Origin of the sequence: Campylobacter sp. RKI_CA19_01121, assembly GCF_025771295.1 — a bacterium.
Taxonomy (GTDB): Bacteria; Campylobacterota; Campylobacteria; order Campylobacterales; family Campylobacteraceae; genus Campylobacter_D.
In genome coordinates this window covers 12,032-28,299 of sequence record NZ_JAKMQA010000001.1, presented here as the reverse complement: position 1 = coordinate 28,299, position 16,268 = coordinate 12,032, and the positions used below count along the sequence as shown (strand labels likewise).

Annotated in this window: 11 protein-coding genes; 6 read left to right on the top strand and 5 right to left on the bottom strand. The window is 29.0% G+C overall.

Annotated elements, in window-relative coordinates:
* Position 1 precedes the first annotated feature (1 nt).
* The 5 genes from dnaE (at position 2) to L8T90_RS00090 (ending at position 8,561) form a co-directional block, all read left to right on the top strand.
* Positions 2-3,595, top strand: coding sequence for a DNA polymerase III subunit alpha (dnaE, locus tag L8T90_RS00110; protein ID WP_263736372.1), 3,594 nt, complete (start codon positions 2-4; stop codon positions 3,593-3,595).
* Positions 3,596-3,662: 67 nt separating this feature from the next.
* Positions 3,663-4,091 (top strand): hypothetical protein, encoded by a 429-nt coding sequence (locus L8T90_RS00105; RefSeq protein WP_214119085.1) that lies wholly within the window; start codon positions 3,663-3,665, stop codon positions 4,089-4,091.
* Between the two features lie 9 nt (positions 4,092-4,100).
* Positions 4,101-4,928, top strand: coding sequence for an SIR2 family NAD-dependent protein deacylase (locus L8T90_RS00100; RefSeq protein ID WP_263736371.1), 828 nt, complete (start codon positions 4,101-4,103; stop codon positions 4,926-4,928).
* Between the two features lie 27 nt (positions 4,929-4,955).
* Positions 4,956-6,377 (top strand): DUF262 domain-containing protein, encoded by a 1,422-nt coding sequence (locus tag L8T90_RS00095; RefSeq protein WP_263736370.1) that lies wholly within the window; start codon positions 4,956-4,958, stop codon positions 6,375-6,377.
* An 18-nt stretch (positions 6,378-6,395) separates the two neighbouring features.
* A complete protein-coding gene (locus L8T90_RS00090; protein WP_263736369.1) occupies positions 6,396-8,561 on the top strand; it encodes a DUF262 domain-containing protein in 2,166 nt (721 codons plus the stop codon).
* Between the two features lie 16 nt (positions 8,562-8,577).
* On the opposite strand, the gene L8T90_RS00085 is transcribed toward L8T90_RS00090, so the two are convergent.
* The gene (locus L8T90_RS00085; protein ID WP_263736368.1) at positions 8,578-8,874 is read right to left on the bottom strand and encodes a hypothetical protein; all 297 of its coding nucleotides are present in this window, start codon (positions 8,872-8,874) and stop codon (positions 8,578-8,580) included.
* Positions 8,875-8,971: 97 nt separating this feature from the next.
* Between L8T90_RS00085 and L8T90_RS00080 the strand changes: the two genes are divergently transcribed.
* Entirely contained in the window at positions 8,972-10,621 is a 1,650-nt protein-coding gene (locus L8T90_RS00080; protein ID WP_263736367.1) for a WG repeat-containing protein, read from the top strand.
* A 34-nt stretch (positions 10,622-10,655) separates the two neighbouring features.
* Here the strand turns inward: L8T90_RS00080 and L8T90_RS00075 are convergent, their stop codons facing one another.
* From L8T90_RS00075 to L8T90_RS00060, 4 genes are all read right to left on the bottom strand, one after another.
* A complete protein-coding gene (locus tag L8T90_RS00075; protein WP_263736366.1) occupies positions 10,656-11,723 on the bottom strand; it encodes a WG repeat-containing protein in 1,068 nt (355 codons plus the stop codon).
* Between the two features lie 205 nt (positions 11,724-11,928).
* Positions 11,929-12,066 carry a hypothetical protein gene (locus tag L8T90_RS00070; RefSeq protein ID WP_220555425.1) on the bottom strand — a complete coding sequence of 46 codons (138 nt, stop codon included), beginning with the start codon at positions 12,064-12,066 and terminating at the stop codon, positions 11,929-11,931.
* A 75-nt stretch (positions 12,067-12,141) separates the two neighbouring features.
* Positions 12,142-14,607 (bottom strand): WG repeat-containing protein, encoded by a 2,466-nt coding sequence (locus L8T90_RS00065; protein WP_263736365.1) that lies wholly within the window; start codon positions 14,605-14,607, stop codon positions 12,142-12,144.
* Between the two features lie 129 nt (positions 14,608-14,736).
* The gene (locus L8T90_RS00060; RefSeq protein WP_263736364.1) at positions 14,737-16,236 is read right to left on the bottom strand and encodes a DUF2779 domain-containing protein; all 1,500 of its coding nucleotides are present in this window, start codon (positions 16,234-16,236) and stop codon (positions 14,737-14,739) included.
* Between the last annotated feature and the right edge of the window lie 32 nt (positions 16,237-16,268).

The window sequence follows — 16,268 nt, the reverse complement described above, 5'->3', positions numbered from 1 at the left end:
TATGAGCCAATTTACACATTTACATTTACACACAGAATATTCTTTACTTGATGGAGCAAATAAACTCAAAGAGCTTGCTAAAACGCTAAAAGCACAAGGTGCAACAAGTGTTGCTATGACTGATCATGGAAATATGTTTGGTGCTATTGATTTTTATAAAACGATGAGGGCTGAGGGGATTAAACCTATCATAGGGCTTGAAGCGTATTTGCATAATCATGATGATTTAAGCGATAAAAGCTCAAGACAACGCTTTCATATTTGTTTGTTTGCTAAAAATGAAATTGGCTATAAAAATTTGATGTATTTAAGCTCGCAAAGCTATATACATGGCTTGTATTATTACCCAAGGATTAATAAAAAGCTATTAGAAGCTCATAGTGAGGGTTTAATTTGCTCTTCTGCATGTTTGCAAGGTGAGGTTAATTGGCATTTAAATACCAAAAATGAAAGAAATTTAAAATTTGGCGCAAAAGGTTATGAAGGCGCAAAAGAAGCTGCGCTTTGGTATAAAAAGGTTTTTGGAGATGATTTTTACCTTGAGATTATGCGTCATGGTATTGATGATCAAAAATTTATCGATGATTCTATCATCAAACTTGCTAAAGAGCTTGATATAAAAATCATCGCAACCAATGATACGCATTATACTTTTAAAGAAAGAGCAGCTGCGCATGAAGTATTTATGTGTATAGCTATGGGGGTTAAGCTTGATGATCCAGGGCGTTTAAGACATGAAGTGCATGAGTTTTATGTAAAAACACCAGAGCAAATGAGTGAGCTTTTTGCTGATATTCCTGAAGCCATTGAAAATACTCAAGAAATAGCTAATAAATGCAATCTAGAATTAAAACTAGGCGATCCTACCCCGCCAAATTTTAAATTTACCCGTGAATATGCGAAAAAATACGGCATAAGCTTAAGTCAAGAAGATCAAGAATTTAGCTTTGATAATGATGATATAGTTTTTGAATATCTTTGTAAAAAGGGCTTAGAAGAAAGACTTCAATTTATCGATGAGAGTAAACATCAAGAGTATAAAGATAGGCTTGATTTAGAAATTAGTATTATTAAAAATATGAAATTTTCAGGTTATATGCTAATCGTTCATGATTTTATCGCTGCAGCTAAGGAAAAAGATATACCAGTTGGCCCAGGCCGTGGGAGTGCTGCGGGGAGTTTGGTTTCGTATTGTTTAAAAATTACAGATTTAGATCCTATACCTTATAATCTTCTTTTTGAGAGATTTTTAAATCCTGAGCGTGTATCAATGCCAGATATTGACGTGGATTTTTGTCAAGATAGAAGAGGGGAAGTAATTGATTATGTTATTGATAAATACGGAGCTGAAAAGGTTGCACAAGTTATTACCTTTGGTAAGCTTTTAGCAAAGGGAGTAATCCGTGATGTAGCTAGGGTTTGTGATATGAGCATACCTGATGCGGATGCTTTGGCAAAATTAGTTCCTGAAGAACTAAAAATCACTTTAGAAAAAGCTTATGAGCAAGAACCAAAAATCGCTGAATTTGTAAATTCTCATCCAAAAGGACGTCAGGTTTGGGACTTTGCTAAAGCGCTAGAGGGTTTAAATAGAAACGCAGGTATGCATGCAGCCGGAGTTGTGATATCTAATGAAGCTTTGTGGAATAAAGCTCCACTGTTTAGACAAAGTAAAAATGATGAGCGTCATTTAGTTACGCAGTATTCTAAAGAATATCTTGAAGATGTGGATTTAATCAAATTTGACTTTTTGGGTTTAAAAACTCTTACGGTGATTGATAATGCGATTAAGCTAGTAAAAAAGCGCTATGGTAAAGATGTAATTTGGGAAAAGATTGATATGAATGATCCTAAGGTTTATAAAACCATACAAAGTGGAAATACCTTGGGCATTTTCCAAATAGAATCAGGCGGTATGCAAAGTTTAAATGCTAGGTTAAAGCCTGAAAGATTTGAAGATTTAATCGCGGTTTTAGCTTTATATAGACCAGGCCCACTTGATAGTGGGATGGTGGATGATTTTATCGATATCAAACATGGTAGAAAGGCTGCTACTTATGCATTTGAAGATTTAAAACCTATACTTGAAAATACTTATGGGGTTATAGTTTATCAAGAGCAGGTTATGCAAATAGTGCAAAAAATCGGTGGTTTTTCTTTAGGCGGGGCTGATAATGTGCGCCGTGCTATGGGTAAGAAAAAAAGAGAAATTTTGGATAATCTTAAAGCAGAGTATTTAGAAGGCGCTAAAAAGCAAGGTTATGATGAGAAAAAGGCTGATGATTTGTTTGAGCTTATTTTGAAATTTGCTGAATATGGCTTTAATAAATCTCACTCAGCTGCTTACGCACTTATAACCTTTCAAACAGCGTATTTAAAGACTTATTATCCAAGTGAGTTTATGGCTGCGCTTTTAACAAGTGAAGAAAGCAATGTAGATAAGGTCGCAAAATACATTGAAGAGATGAAAAGAATGAGCATCAAGCTTTTGCCACCAAGTATTAACAAAGCCCAAAGAGAATTTAGTGCAACTAAGCTTGAAGATGGTTCTGAAGCTATTATTTATGGGCTTGGAGCGATTAAGAGTGTGGGAATTCCTGCGATAGAAAATATCATGGCAATTCGCAAAGAAGAGGGCTTTAGTGATTTTGATGATTTTATAAGTTCGATTGATCCAACTAAGATCAATAAAAAAACCATAGAAAATTTAGCTAAATCAGGTGCTTTTGATGAGTTTGGCTATACTAGAAAATGCTTAGTGGATAATCTTGAGCTTATTTCAGAAACAAGTAGGAAAATTGCTGAAGTTAAAAGAAATTCTACTGCTTCACTTTTTGGAGAAGAAGAAATAGCTGCAGATATCAAAGTAGGGCTTCATGATAGTAAAATCGAATTTGAGCTAATGGAAAAACTAGGCTATGAAAAAGAAATCTTAGGAATTTATGTATCAGGCCATCCTTTAGATAAATTTGCAAGTCAAATAGAAGGCATAGAGTATTTTAAAAGTATGGATTTTGAAACACTCAAAGGCGAAGGTGAGCTTTTGGTTGTAGGAAAGATTGAAGATTTTAAATCGATGATGAGTAAAAGTGGTAAAAGATATGCTAAGGCTGTGGTTTTAGACTTTTATTCTACTTTTGATATGATTATCTTTGAAGCCCAAGTAGAAAAAGTTGAAGCTCTTTTTAAAGAAAGCAAGGATGAAGCCTTTGCTTTTTTACTAAGATATAAAAACAATGACAATGATTTAAGCTTTAGTTTAAATGAAATTTACACCCTAGAAGAAGCAAAGGAAAATGAGCTAAAATCTTTTAGTAAGAAAAAAAGCTTTGCAAAAAAAGAAAACAAAGAAGAATTTACCCAAGAGCCTATGAAATTTGAAGAAAATATCATAGAACTTGATATTAACAAGCTTAGCAAAGATATGGTGTATGAAATTTATGATCTAGCTAATACAAGGCATAACCCAAAAGATACTAATAACAAAAAGCTTGTGCTAAAAGTGCTTGATATGGGTAGTTGCTTGCTTTATCATACAAATTTTGTTCTCTCACAAGAAGCTATGGATGTGATAGCTCAAAAATGTAAAGGTTAAAATATAGACACTAAAAGTCCATTTTATATAGTATAATTATATCAATACAATATAAAAAGGATGAAAAATGGCTTTAGCGGTTGAGACTATTCAAGATTATACCATCCAAAAAGGTAAAAAATCTTTTTGGATGTGTTTTAACACTCCAAACAATGATTTTCATGTCAATAAAACAAAACATAGTGATTTGTTTGATAAAGACAAGACAGATTATAAAGCTAGAGATGAATTTTTAGCTTTTATGAAAGAAAATTTTCCAAAAACAAAACTAACTATGGTATTTGATACGGCTCCGGTGGGGTATTTGTCGTATCCTTATTTAGGTAGTCTTGCTGTTGATTGTGAGGAAAATGATGAGGTTTATAAGGCTATAAACAAAAAATACGAAGATGAAAATTGCATGCCAAAATCCATGAATGCAGTTTTTTGGGAAATGAGCCTTGAAGTAGCTAAAGAGCTACATGAGGCTAGGAAATTTGATTATGAAAATTTTTAAAGGTAAAAAATGCAAATACAAACTTATATAAAAGAAGCTTTAGACAAAGCAGAGGTAATCATCATCACAGCTGGAGCTGGCATGGGAGTAGATAGTGGTTTGCCTGATTTTAGAGGAAAAGAAGGTTTTTGGAGAGCTTATCCGCATTTGCAAAAACTAGACATAGACTTTGAACGCATGGCTAATCCTACAAATTTTTATACAAACGCACAGCTTGCTTGGGCATTTTATGGACATAGATTTAAGTTATATAAAGATACTATGCCACACAAAGGTTATGAAATACTTTTAAAACTTGCAAAAAGCAAACAAGATTATTATGTCGTTACGACTAATGTAGATGGGCATTTTAAAAAGGCTGGTTTTGATGAGAATAAAATTTATGAATTTCATGGAAATATAAACTACTTACAATGTTTTAATTATGCATGTGGTGATTTGATCTGGCAAATGCAAGAGAAATTAGATATAGATATGGAAAATTTCAAAGCCTTATCTTTGCCAAAATGTCCTAGATGTCAAGGTTTAGCAAGACCAAATATCTTAATGTTTAATGATGGTAGTTTTAATGATAGCCGTTATTTTTTACAAAAGCAAAGTTATAAAAACTGGCTTAAACCCTTAGAGGATAAAAACATCTTGCTTATAGAGCTTGGAGCTGGTAAGGCTGTACCTAGTATGCGTATATTTGGCGAGAATTTTTGTAAAAAAAGCAAAGCTAGAACACTTTTAAGGATTAATCCAAATGAGTGTGATTTTCCAAAGTTTTTTAGAAATGGCATAGGGCTTAAGATGAAAGCTTTGGAAGCTTTGAAAATGATAGATAGTTTGATATAATAAGCTTAAAATTTAGAAAGGCTATAAATGAGTGGTGAAAATACAGAAGTAAAATCTTGTGTTGTGAGTTTGAAAGAGTTGGTGCGTGGTAAAGTGGATAGTGAAAATGGTCAAAATAAGGAAAAATCAAAGATATTTTCAGAAAATAATTTTTCTTTAAACATACCTGATTATCAACGCCCTTATGCTTGGGGTATAGAGCAAGTTAAAATTCTTTTAAAAGATATAAGCGAACAAATAGATAAAAACCAAAATAAACAAAATGTTGAAAACCAAAAATATCTTTTAGGAAGTTTGATATTGCATAAGGGAAATACAGAAAATAAGCTCAAAATAGTAGATGGCAAACAACAGAAAGATAATGAATTTAATATAGTAGATGGCCAACAACGCCTTACTACCTTGGCTTTAATTTTAAGAGTTTTATGCGAAAACAATCAAGGAAAATGCACAGAATGCAAAATAGGTAATTTTTTAGGCGAAGTTAATTACTCTCATAATGAGTCAAAATACCATATCAAAGAAAATTACGAGTATATAAAAGCTTATTTTGAAAGTTATGAAAATGATAAAAAAGACAAGTTTTTAGATTTTCTTTTAGAGAATATAGAATTTATCTGCGTTTTAGCTCCAAGCGAAGATGATGCGTTTTTGTTTTTTGATAGTGCAAATTCAAAAGGAAAAGGCTTAAAATCATACGATCTTATAAAGGCTTTTCATTTGCATTCTTTAGAGAAAAAACAAGGTAGTATGCTAGGTTATTATGCAAGGAAATTTGAAAATCTTGCAAAAGATGAAAGGAAAATCACTATTTTATTTGATGAGCTTTTAGCACCTGCTAGAGCATGGTTAAAGCACAAAAGCATTAATGCTAATGATATTAAAGCATATGAAGAGTTTTGTAAAGATTTTTTTAGCGATAAATTCCTTTATAGCAAGGAAGATTTAGGAATTTTAAGTAGTTTTGCTAATGGGGTGGATTTTTTCGAGTATTTGTTTAAATACAATGAGCTTTTTGATAAATTATCAAATAATACTTTATACCAAGAGCTAGATAAAATATATTACACAGGATTTATTTATAACAAATACATTTATGCCATTGCCGTGATGATTTATTTTTCTAAATTTCCAAATGGTAATAGTGATTATTTCTTAGCCTTGCTTGCAAGAGCTGCTTTTAGTTTGAGAGTTTATAGACCAAGTATTTATAGGGCTACTCAAAGAGATTATGCTTTGGAATTTTTAGAAAAAGTGTATTTTGTATCTTTTGAAGAGGAATTAGAGCAAAATTTACTTGATTTTATAGCTATAAAAAACGAAGAAGAAAGAAAATCAACACAAGAATTAGATGGTGGAAGAGGTGATTATATAGAAATTGTTAAAAAATACTATCAAGGTGAAGATGCTCTATATAAAAACATCCCATCACATTATGTAAAAAAATAAAAAATAAAGGTATAAACAATGAGTAATAAAGCAAATATTAAAAATATTAGTGAAGTGGCGGATAATAATAAGATCTTTTTTGAAATTCCACCTTATCAAAGACTATATGAGTGGAATAAAGAGCAAATACAAACCTTACTTAATGATATAAAAACTAAATTTGATGAAAATAAGAATAAAGAATACTTTATCGGTAATGTAGTAGTAAGTAAAAAAGATGATAAATACCTACTCATAGATGGCCAACAACGCTTAACAACTTTGTTTTTGATAGGATTTTTTCTTTCTTATAAAAATCCAACTTATAAAAATCCAAGCGATCAGCCAAAGTGGAAAGAATTTATAATGCAAAGTGATAAACTTAGAATCTCCATGCCTATAAGAGAAAAAGAAGAAGAAGTTCTAAAAGAATTTGCTAAATTTTGTAAAGATAATCAAAATAATGAGAGAAAAAATGATATTTTTTTACAAGAAATTAAAAAATTTCCACAAGATATATGCCAAAACATACCGCAAGCTTTAGAAACTATAGTAAATTGGTTTGAAGAGAATATCAAAAATAATGATGATATTGTAAAGTTTTCTAATTTTATTTATGAAAAAGTAAAATTTGTTTTTGTAGAATTAACCCAAAATACTGACTTAAATCGCTTTTTTATCCGTATGAATAACCGCGGCAAACAACTAGAAAAACATGAAATTTTAAAAGCAAGACTGCTTTCAAATATTAATGAAAGCAAAAGAACTCTTTATGCTCATATATGGGATATTTGCTCTCAAATGGATAATTATATCTTTCAAAAAGCTAGTGATAGAAAGATTTCTAGCTCAAATGAAAGAGGTGGAGATTCTATAAATAATATCATACAACCTGAAAAATCATTTGACAAACCAAATCAAGACAAGGAAAACCAAGGTAAATTTAAATCTATAGTGGATTTTCCTACTTTCTTATTGCATGTTTATAAAATTTGTAATGAACAAGATATTACTATAGATAAAAATAAGCTTTTAGAAATTATAAAAATAGAACAAAAAGAAATAGAACAAAAAGAAATAGAACAAAAAGAAATAGAACAAAAAGAAATAGAACAAAAAGAAATAGAACAAAAAGAAATAGAACAAAAAGAAATAGAAAAAGCTAAAAAATTCATAGAAAATCTTTTAAAATATAGAATTTTATTTGATTATTTTGTTATTAAAAGTCAAGATGATATGGAAAATTCTTATAAGATTAGAAAATTAGATAAGGAAAATAAAACATGCACAATAAGTAAAGATTTTGATGATCTTGCTATGGTGCAAAATTATCTACGTGTAGCAAGAAGTGGTATGTCTAATAATCATCATCACTGGCTTACTCCGTTTTTGAAATTTTTGGATAAAGAGATCAAATTGAACTTTTCATTTGATGAGTTAAGTGATGATAAAAATATAATTAGTGAAATACAAATAAATGATAACATTAATTTTTATGGTTTTATCACAAATGGTAAAAATATTATTCAAAAAAATCCAATATCTTTCCTTGAAAATTTAGATACATCTTTAGCCAAAGAGCAAGCAAACACAGAAGTTAAAGAGCAAGCAAACACAGAAGTTAAAGAGCAAGCAAAAGAAGCAGAAAAAAATGGAGAGAAAAAAGATTTATTGGTAATTTCTAATGAAGTTCTTGTTAATTTAAGCAATAATGAAGAATGTATTTTTACTAATACTAATGAAGTAAAAATTCCAAACTTAGATCAAGGAACAGCAACCCCACATTATTGGTTTTATCGTTTGGAATATTATTTGTGGAAAAATAGGGAAAACAGTCATTTAGGTAACTATAAATTAAATGATAAAAATTTTAGTGAAATTGCTAACAATTTCTATTTTAGAAGCTTAAATTCCATAGAGCATGTGCAAGCACAGAGTAAAGCACAAGGATGGGGAGAAGTAGATAATTTTGGAAATTTAGCTCTTATTAGCTCTAGTTTTAATTCTTCTTTGAGTAACCAAGATACACAAGATAAATATTTAGATTTGCAAAAATATATAAATAAAGATAGTGTTATATCTTTAAAACTTTGGTTAATTTATGCTTTAAGCGGAAAAAATCAGTCAAATTGGACTTTTGATAATGCACAAACACACAAAGAACAAATGCTAGAAGTATTAAAAAATTCTTTCAAAAGCAATTAAGATAAAGCCTAAGGCTTTATCTTTTCATAAATTTAGCAAAGACCTTATTTTTGCTTCTTATCTTACGAAAATACTCTTTTGATAAGATATCTTTTAAAATTTTAGCATTGTTATAGCTTAGCTTGGTTTTTCTTTGTATGTAAGAAATGGCTTTATTTGCTAAATTTTTCTCTCTTGATTTTTTTATCAAAGCCTTATCTAAAGTAGCTATCTTAGGCATGTTTTTGATAAATTCTAGATACTCTTCTTTGCTTTCAAAGGGAGAATCTTCAAAACTAAATGGAACCTGACTTGGTATTTTTTTCTTTTTCATTTTTTCCTCCATATTTTTAAAATGATATTCTAGCATAAAATATAGACAATCTTAGTCTATAAAATTCTAATATAATTTCATTTTACAAAGGAAAGTGATGAAAGAAGTTAGGATTATTATTGATGATGAATTTGATCATGTAAGAGATTTTCAAAATGGCTTTGCAGCGGTAAAAAAAGCTGGCAAGTATAGCTTTATAAATAGCAGTGGAGAATTAATTTGTGATTTTTTATATGATGAGGTTTTAAATTTTAGTCAAAATTTAGCAGGTGTTATGATAAATGACAAATGGGGTTTTATAGATACTAAGGCTAAGGTGGTAGTGGATCTTATATATGATGATGTTTGTAGTTTTGTAAATGATTATGCACTTTTGCGACAAGGAAATGAAAATATCATCATAGATACTCAAGCAAATATCATTTTAAAGACTGAATATGATGGCATTATAAGACTTAGTGATAAGCTTTTTAAGATCAAAAAAGGCGATGTGTTTGCATTGATCGATCAAAATGGAAATTTTTTAAGTGATTTTGAGTTTTTAAGTATAAAAAGACTAAATGAAAGATTATTTTTATACAAGCAAAAGATCAATGGCAAGGTTAAATGTGGAGTTTTGAATGAATTTGCAAAGCTTGTTTTAGAGGCTAAATTTGATGATATTAGCTTGATAAATGATGAGTATTTGTTAGTGTTTGATGGGTTTTTGTATGGTTTGTTTGATGTAAATTTAAATTGCATTTTTGATCCTATGTATAAGGATGTGAAATTTATATCCAAAGATATGATCAAAGTCAGGGTAGGGACTAAATATACTTTGGTAGATAAAAACAAAAATGAGCTTAGTAAGAATAGTTTTGATTTTATGAAGATTATTGATGATGAGCTTGTTTTGTTTTTAGAAAATTCTAAATTTGGTTTCATGGATCAAAATGGGATGTTAATTTGTGAAGCTAAATTTGATGAAGTTGGAGAATTTGTTGGTGGATTAGCTTGCGTAAAGATAGCTAATAAATACGGCTTTATAGATAAAAATGCCAAAATCATCATCGATGTGATGTATGATGAGCTTAGGTTTTTTAGTGAGAATTTAGCAGCCTTTTGTGCGAGAGGAAAATGGGGTTTTATTAATACAAAAGGAAAGACCATCATAGAAGCAAAATACGATGATGTAAGTAATTTTAGCGAAGGTTTAGCTGTAGTAAAAAAAGATGGTAAATACGGCTATATTAATAAAAAAGGAAAAACCATCATAGAAGCAAAATACGATGAAGCAAATAGCTTTAGCGAAGGCATAGCAAGTGTAAAAAAAGACAATAGATATTTTTTGATCAATCAAAATGATGAGATACTTTGTGAGCATGAGTATGAGTATATGTCCTGTTTTAGCTGTGGTTTGGCATTAGTTTTAACAAGTGATGGTTTTATTTATGTGGATAAAAATGCAAATATTGTTATAAAAGAGCATTTTGATGAGGCGTTTGATTTTAGAGAAGGTTTGGCACAAGTTTGTATAGATAATCAATGGGGTTTTATTAACACAAATGGAGAATTTGTGCTTGATTTGCAGTTTGAAAATGTAAATGATTTGGGTAATGGAATTTACGAGCTTAGTAAAAATGGACATAAATTTTACTTAGAATACAACGGAAAAATAACCCTTAATCCTTTTTCTCAAAGACAAATTGCATGTATAAGCAAGGATATAGGCTGGAGAATTTTAAGGTTGCTAGAGTTGAAAGAGTAAAATTTGATCTTAAAAGAATGTGCTTAAAATACATTTAACAATCGAAGTTAATGTATTTTAAAACATTTATTTTTATGGTTTTTTTGATTTTTAAATTTATCATATTAACTATCTTATCTTTTATTGCTAATATTAGATTGTTATCTAGTATTATGATTTGATTATATTTGATTTTTACAATAATCTTTCCTTTTTTATCTATAAGACCCCATTTATCACTTTGTTTAACTTTGGCAAAACCTTTGTTAAAATGACTTACTTCATCGTATTGTGCTTTGATAATTAGCTTTTCATTTTTATCTATAAAACCAAATTTTTTATTAATCAAGATTGAAGCTAATCCATCGTGAAAATAACTCACGATATTTTCTTTGTTTAATATTAAATATAATCCAATTTTTGAAGCACCTTGTATGTCAAAAAAAGCTAGATCATCATCTAAATCATCTATAAAATCATACTTTGCTTCTATGACTAAATTCCCTTTTTTATCTATAAAACCCCATTTATTATCAATTTCAACTGCAGCCATTCCTTGAAAAAAGTCTTTGGTTTTATTGTATTTAGTATCTATAGCAATTTCCCCTTTTTTATCTATAAAACCACATTTTCCATTAAGCTCAACCCTAGCTAAACCTTCGTTAAAATCATAAGCATTATCATACTTTGCATCTATGATTAAATTCCCTTTTTTATCTATAAAACCCCATTTATCTTTTAAACAAATAGTTGTTAAATTTTCTTTATATTTTTTTATGTTTTTAAATTTAGTTTGTGTTGTAATATTTTCATCAATTTTATAAGGAAAATTTATTTTTATAATATTTCCTTTTTTATTTACAAAGCTATTTTCATCTCCATTATATATTCTAAATAAACCATTATAAAAGCTTTTGGAATTGATACTTCCTTTTAATTCTTTTATAAATTGTGCGTTTGAATCAATTAGAATTGATTTAAAAACAATATGCTGATTTTTTGTATTGTGTATTTTTAAATTTATATAATATATTTTCTTTGCATTTAGCACTCCAAAACCATGATATTCTATATCAAAGTTTTGATATGTGAAGGTGCTTTTAGGTTGTTTAGTGGTGAGCATTGTTTAAATTGTGATTATTTTATTTTAGTTGCATAATAGATTTTTTATTGGCAAGTTTTAAAAGTGTTGTTTTCACATGTTTTCCTTTTTTGATTGATATAATATTTTATTATAATGTATTTTTATAGACTACTGCTGTCTAGTTTGATGATTTTTGCTTAGAGATTGATATAAAAACTCTAAGCAGTAACTTTTAATATAGTTATTATTTTACAAGCTCTTCTAAATGTTTTAAAATTTTTACCATGGCTAAAGTATCAAGTTTGCAGTATTCTAGTAAGGCTTGGCGGAGAGCTTTTCTTTCGTTTTCATCCATATTTTGCATAGTTTCAAAACTTTTCATAGCTTCGCTTTTATTATGGATTAAATCTAAATTATTATAAGCTTGCATTATAAGCAAGCACACAAATATTTTAAATTAATTTAGGTTTTTTAGTTTTAATTCTTCGCCTTTTTTAAGTAAAAATAAATTCGTATCAAATTTTAGTATCTCACTATAACAACAATTTTCATCTATATCTGCAAAACCCATGTAATCATATTCATAATCACCAACAAGATTCAAGACAATATCATACTCTGTTTCTATAACTAAATTTCCTTGCTTGTCTACAAAACCACATTTTCCATTAAGCTTAACTCCAGCTAAACCTTCGTTAAAGTTTGAAACGCCATCATATTTTGCTTCTATAACTAAATTTCCTTGCTTGTCTACAAAGCCCCATTTTCCATTAAGCTTAACTCCAGCTAAACCTTCGTTAAAGCTTAAAGCATCATCATATTTTGTTTCTATAACTAAATTTCCTTGTTTATCTACAAAACCACATTTTCCATTAAGTACAACATTAGCTAAACCTTCGTTACAAATCCAAACCATATCATATTTTGCTTCTATAACTAAATTTCCTTGCTTATCTATAAAGCCATATTTTCCATTAAGCTTAACTCCAGCTAAATCTTCGCTAAAATCCCAAGCATAATCATACTTTGCTTCTATAACCAAATTTCCTTGTTTATCTACAAAGCCCCATTTTCCATTAAGCTTAACTCCAGCTAAATCTTCGCTAAAATCCCAAACACAATCATACTTTGCTTCTATAACTAAATTTCCTTGTTTATCTATAAATCCACATTTTCCATTAAGCTTAACTCCAGCTAAACCATCATTAAAATTCCAAATATCATCATATTTTGCTTCTATAACTAAATTTCCTTGCTTATCTATAAAGCCCCATTTTTCATTAAGTTTGACTTTTACTAATTCTTCTTCTTTATGATAACTAATTTTATCATATTCAGTATTTATGATTATCTCCCCTTTTTCATCTATAAAACCATAGCCACATTTTTCATAAAACTTAACTCTAGCTAAGTCATTATTATAAAATTTCTCAACATCATCATATTTTGCTTCTATGACTAAATTTCCTTGCTTGTCTATACAGCCCCATTTTCTATTAAGCTTAACTCTAGCTAAACCTTCTCTAAAATCATCAACATCATCATATTTTGCTTCTATAACTAAATTTCCTTGCTTATCTATAAAGCCCCATTTTTCATTAAGCTTAACTCTGGCTAAACCTTCTCTAAAATCATCAACATCATCATATTTTGCTTTTATAACTAAATTTCCTTGCTTATCTATAAAGCCCCATTTTTCATTAAGCTTAACTCTGGCTAAAGCATCACAAAAATCCCAAGCACAATCATACTTTGCTTTTATAACTAAATTTCCTTTTTTGTCTATAAAGCCCCATTTTCTATTAAGATTAACTCCAGCTAAACCTTCTCTAAAATCATCAACATCATCATATTTTGCTTTTATAACTAAATTTCCTTGCTTATCTATAAAGCCCCATTTTTCATTAAGCTTAACTCTGGCTAAACCTTCTCTAAAATCCCAAACACAATCATACTTTGCTTTTATAACTAAATTTCCTTTTTTGTCTATAAATCCGTATTTTCCATTAAGCTTAACTTCAGCTAAGCCATCATCAAAACCCCGAATATCATCATATTTTGCTTCTATAACTAAATTTCCTTGCTTATCTATAAATCCCCATTTTTTATTAAGCTTAACTTTAGCTAAGCCATCATCAAAATACCAAATATCATCATATTTTGCTTCTATAGCTAAATTTCCTTGCTTGTCTATAAAACCACATTTTCCATTAAGCTTAACTCTAGCTAAACCTTCGCTAAAATCATAAATATCATCATACTTTGCTTCTATGATACAATTTCCTTTTTTGTCTATAAAGCCATATTTTCCATTAAGCTTAACTCTAGCTAAACCTTCGCTAAAATCATAAATATCATCATACTTTGCTTCTATGATACAATTTCCTTTTTTGTCTATAAAGCCATATTTTCCATTAAGCTTAACTACAGCTAAATCTTCTCTAAAGTCATTAATATCATCATACTTTGCTTCTATAACTAAATTTCCTTTTTTGTCTATAAAGCCGTATTTTCCATTAAGCTTAACTTTAGCTAAGCCATCATCAAAATACCAAATATCATCATATTTTGCTTCTATAACTAAATTTCCTTGCTTGTCTATAAAACCCCATTTTCCATTAAGCTTAACTATAGCTAAACCTTCGCTAAAATCATAAATATCATCATACTTTGCTTCTATAACTAAATTTCCTTGTTTATCTATAAGACCACATTTTGCTTTTGTGCAGCAAAGTCCATATAAATCATCATTTAAGTGATAAATCTTGCCAGCGATTTTTTTTAGTATATTTCCATTGATGTCAAATAAGATCGAATCTTCTTCAAAACTTGCATAATACATTTCATCTTTTTTTATAACACCACAATTTATTATTTTTTTATTAGCAAGATTTTTATCTAGTTTTAAAAGTGTTGTTTTCACATGTTTTCCTTTTTTGATTGATATAATATTTTATTATAATGTGTTTTTATAGACTACTGCTGTCTAGTTTGATGATTTTTGCTTAGAGATTGATATAAAAACTCTAAGCAGTGGCTTTTAATATAGTTATTATTTTACAAGCTCTTCTAAATGTTTTAAAATTTTTACCATGGCTAAAGTATCAAGTTTGCAGTATTCTAGCAAGGCTTGGCGGAGAGCTTTTCTTTTGTTTTCATCCATATTTTGCATAGTTTCAAAACTTTTCATAGCTTCGCTTCCATTCTGGATTAAACCTAAATTTTTATAAGCTTGCTCCATATCAGGGATTAGAGCTGGTAAGACTTTTTTTATAGAATAACTCCCTTGCATTTTATAATGATAATAATCTTTATTTTGAAAAGGTATCATAAGATCTTTGATATTTTTTTTTATATTTAACAAATGCTCGCTAAATTCAGGAAAAGCAAGTGCTAAATTTCTTATAACACTTTTTTCAAAGCTTGCATTATAAGCAAGCACACAAACATCTTTTGGTATATCATTGATCAAATTTCTTACAAGTTCATATCTTGGATCGATCCCACATTCGCTTAAAAATTCTTTATGCTCTAACTTGTCTTTATAGTCTATATGCAAAGAGTATTGAAAAGGAATTTGCATATAAGACTTGACTACCCTGTATTCAGGTATGACTTGCGTAAAGGATTCAAAATCTAGATGATATATGGGATAGGTTAGTGTATCTAAGAATTTTTTGATATTTTCTTTGTTTATATAGTTTTCTTTATTGAGTGAAGCTTTGATTTGGATTTGTTGATTCTCGGTAAAAGTAGACAGATCTTTTATATCTTTAAAATTGATTATGTTTTTACGGTACAAATTAAAAATTTTATTAGATTTTGAAATGCTAAATATATTCTCATTTTCACATAAATTTCTTTGTTCAACCCAACAATACTTATATCCATCACAATCATAAGGATCAAAACAATGTGTTCCTATGTCTATATCTGGCTCTTCATTTTTACTTAAAATTTCTTCAAAGTATTTTAAATTTTTTCTAACTTCTTCTTGGTTTTGGATAACTTTATCTGTGATGTCATTGAACTTAAAAAGTCGATTTATATCAAGAAAATCACCTCTATAGTATTTATTGTTTAAATGTATCAGGTTAACTTGTTTGATTTTATAACCCAAATTTGACAAAACATAATATTGCAAAGCACAATCATCTATATATGTTTTTTTAATTACTTTGGAAGTAGGTGTTTTTGTTAAAGATGTAGAGCTTTTTACTTCGTTAATGATCATACCATCTTTAGTATTTTGTAAAATATCTATCATGATCAAAATGCCATCATAGCAAAAAGTAGCTTCGTAAATCACTTCTTGGTTATTTTCTAATAGTTTTCTAGTTTGTTCGCATTTTTCATTCAAAGAACTACCTTCAAATTCTATCTTTACTCCATTTGGAAAAAGCTCACAGGCTAGATCGCCTACTTTGTTACCAGTTTTAAATTTATCCGAAGTATTCTCTGGGGTACTTAGTACTTCATCTTTGTAAGTTTTCAGCCATAAAGACTTAGCACATTGTGTGCCTCTTGTGTATCTTGATTTTGAAAAAAACATTATTTACCTTTCTTTGTTGTTTTGTTTGAATT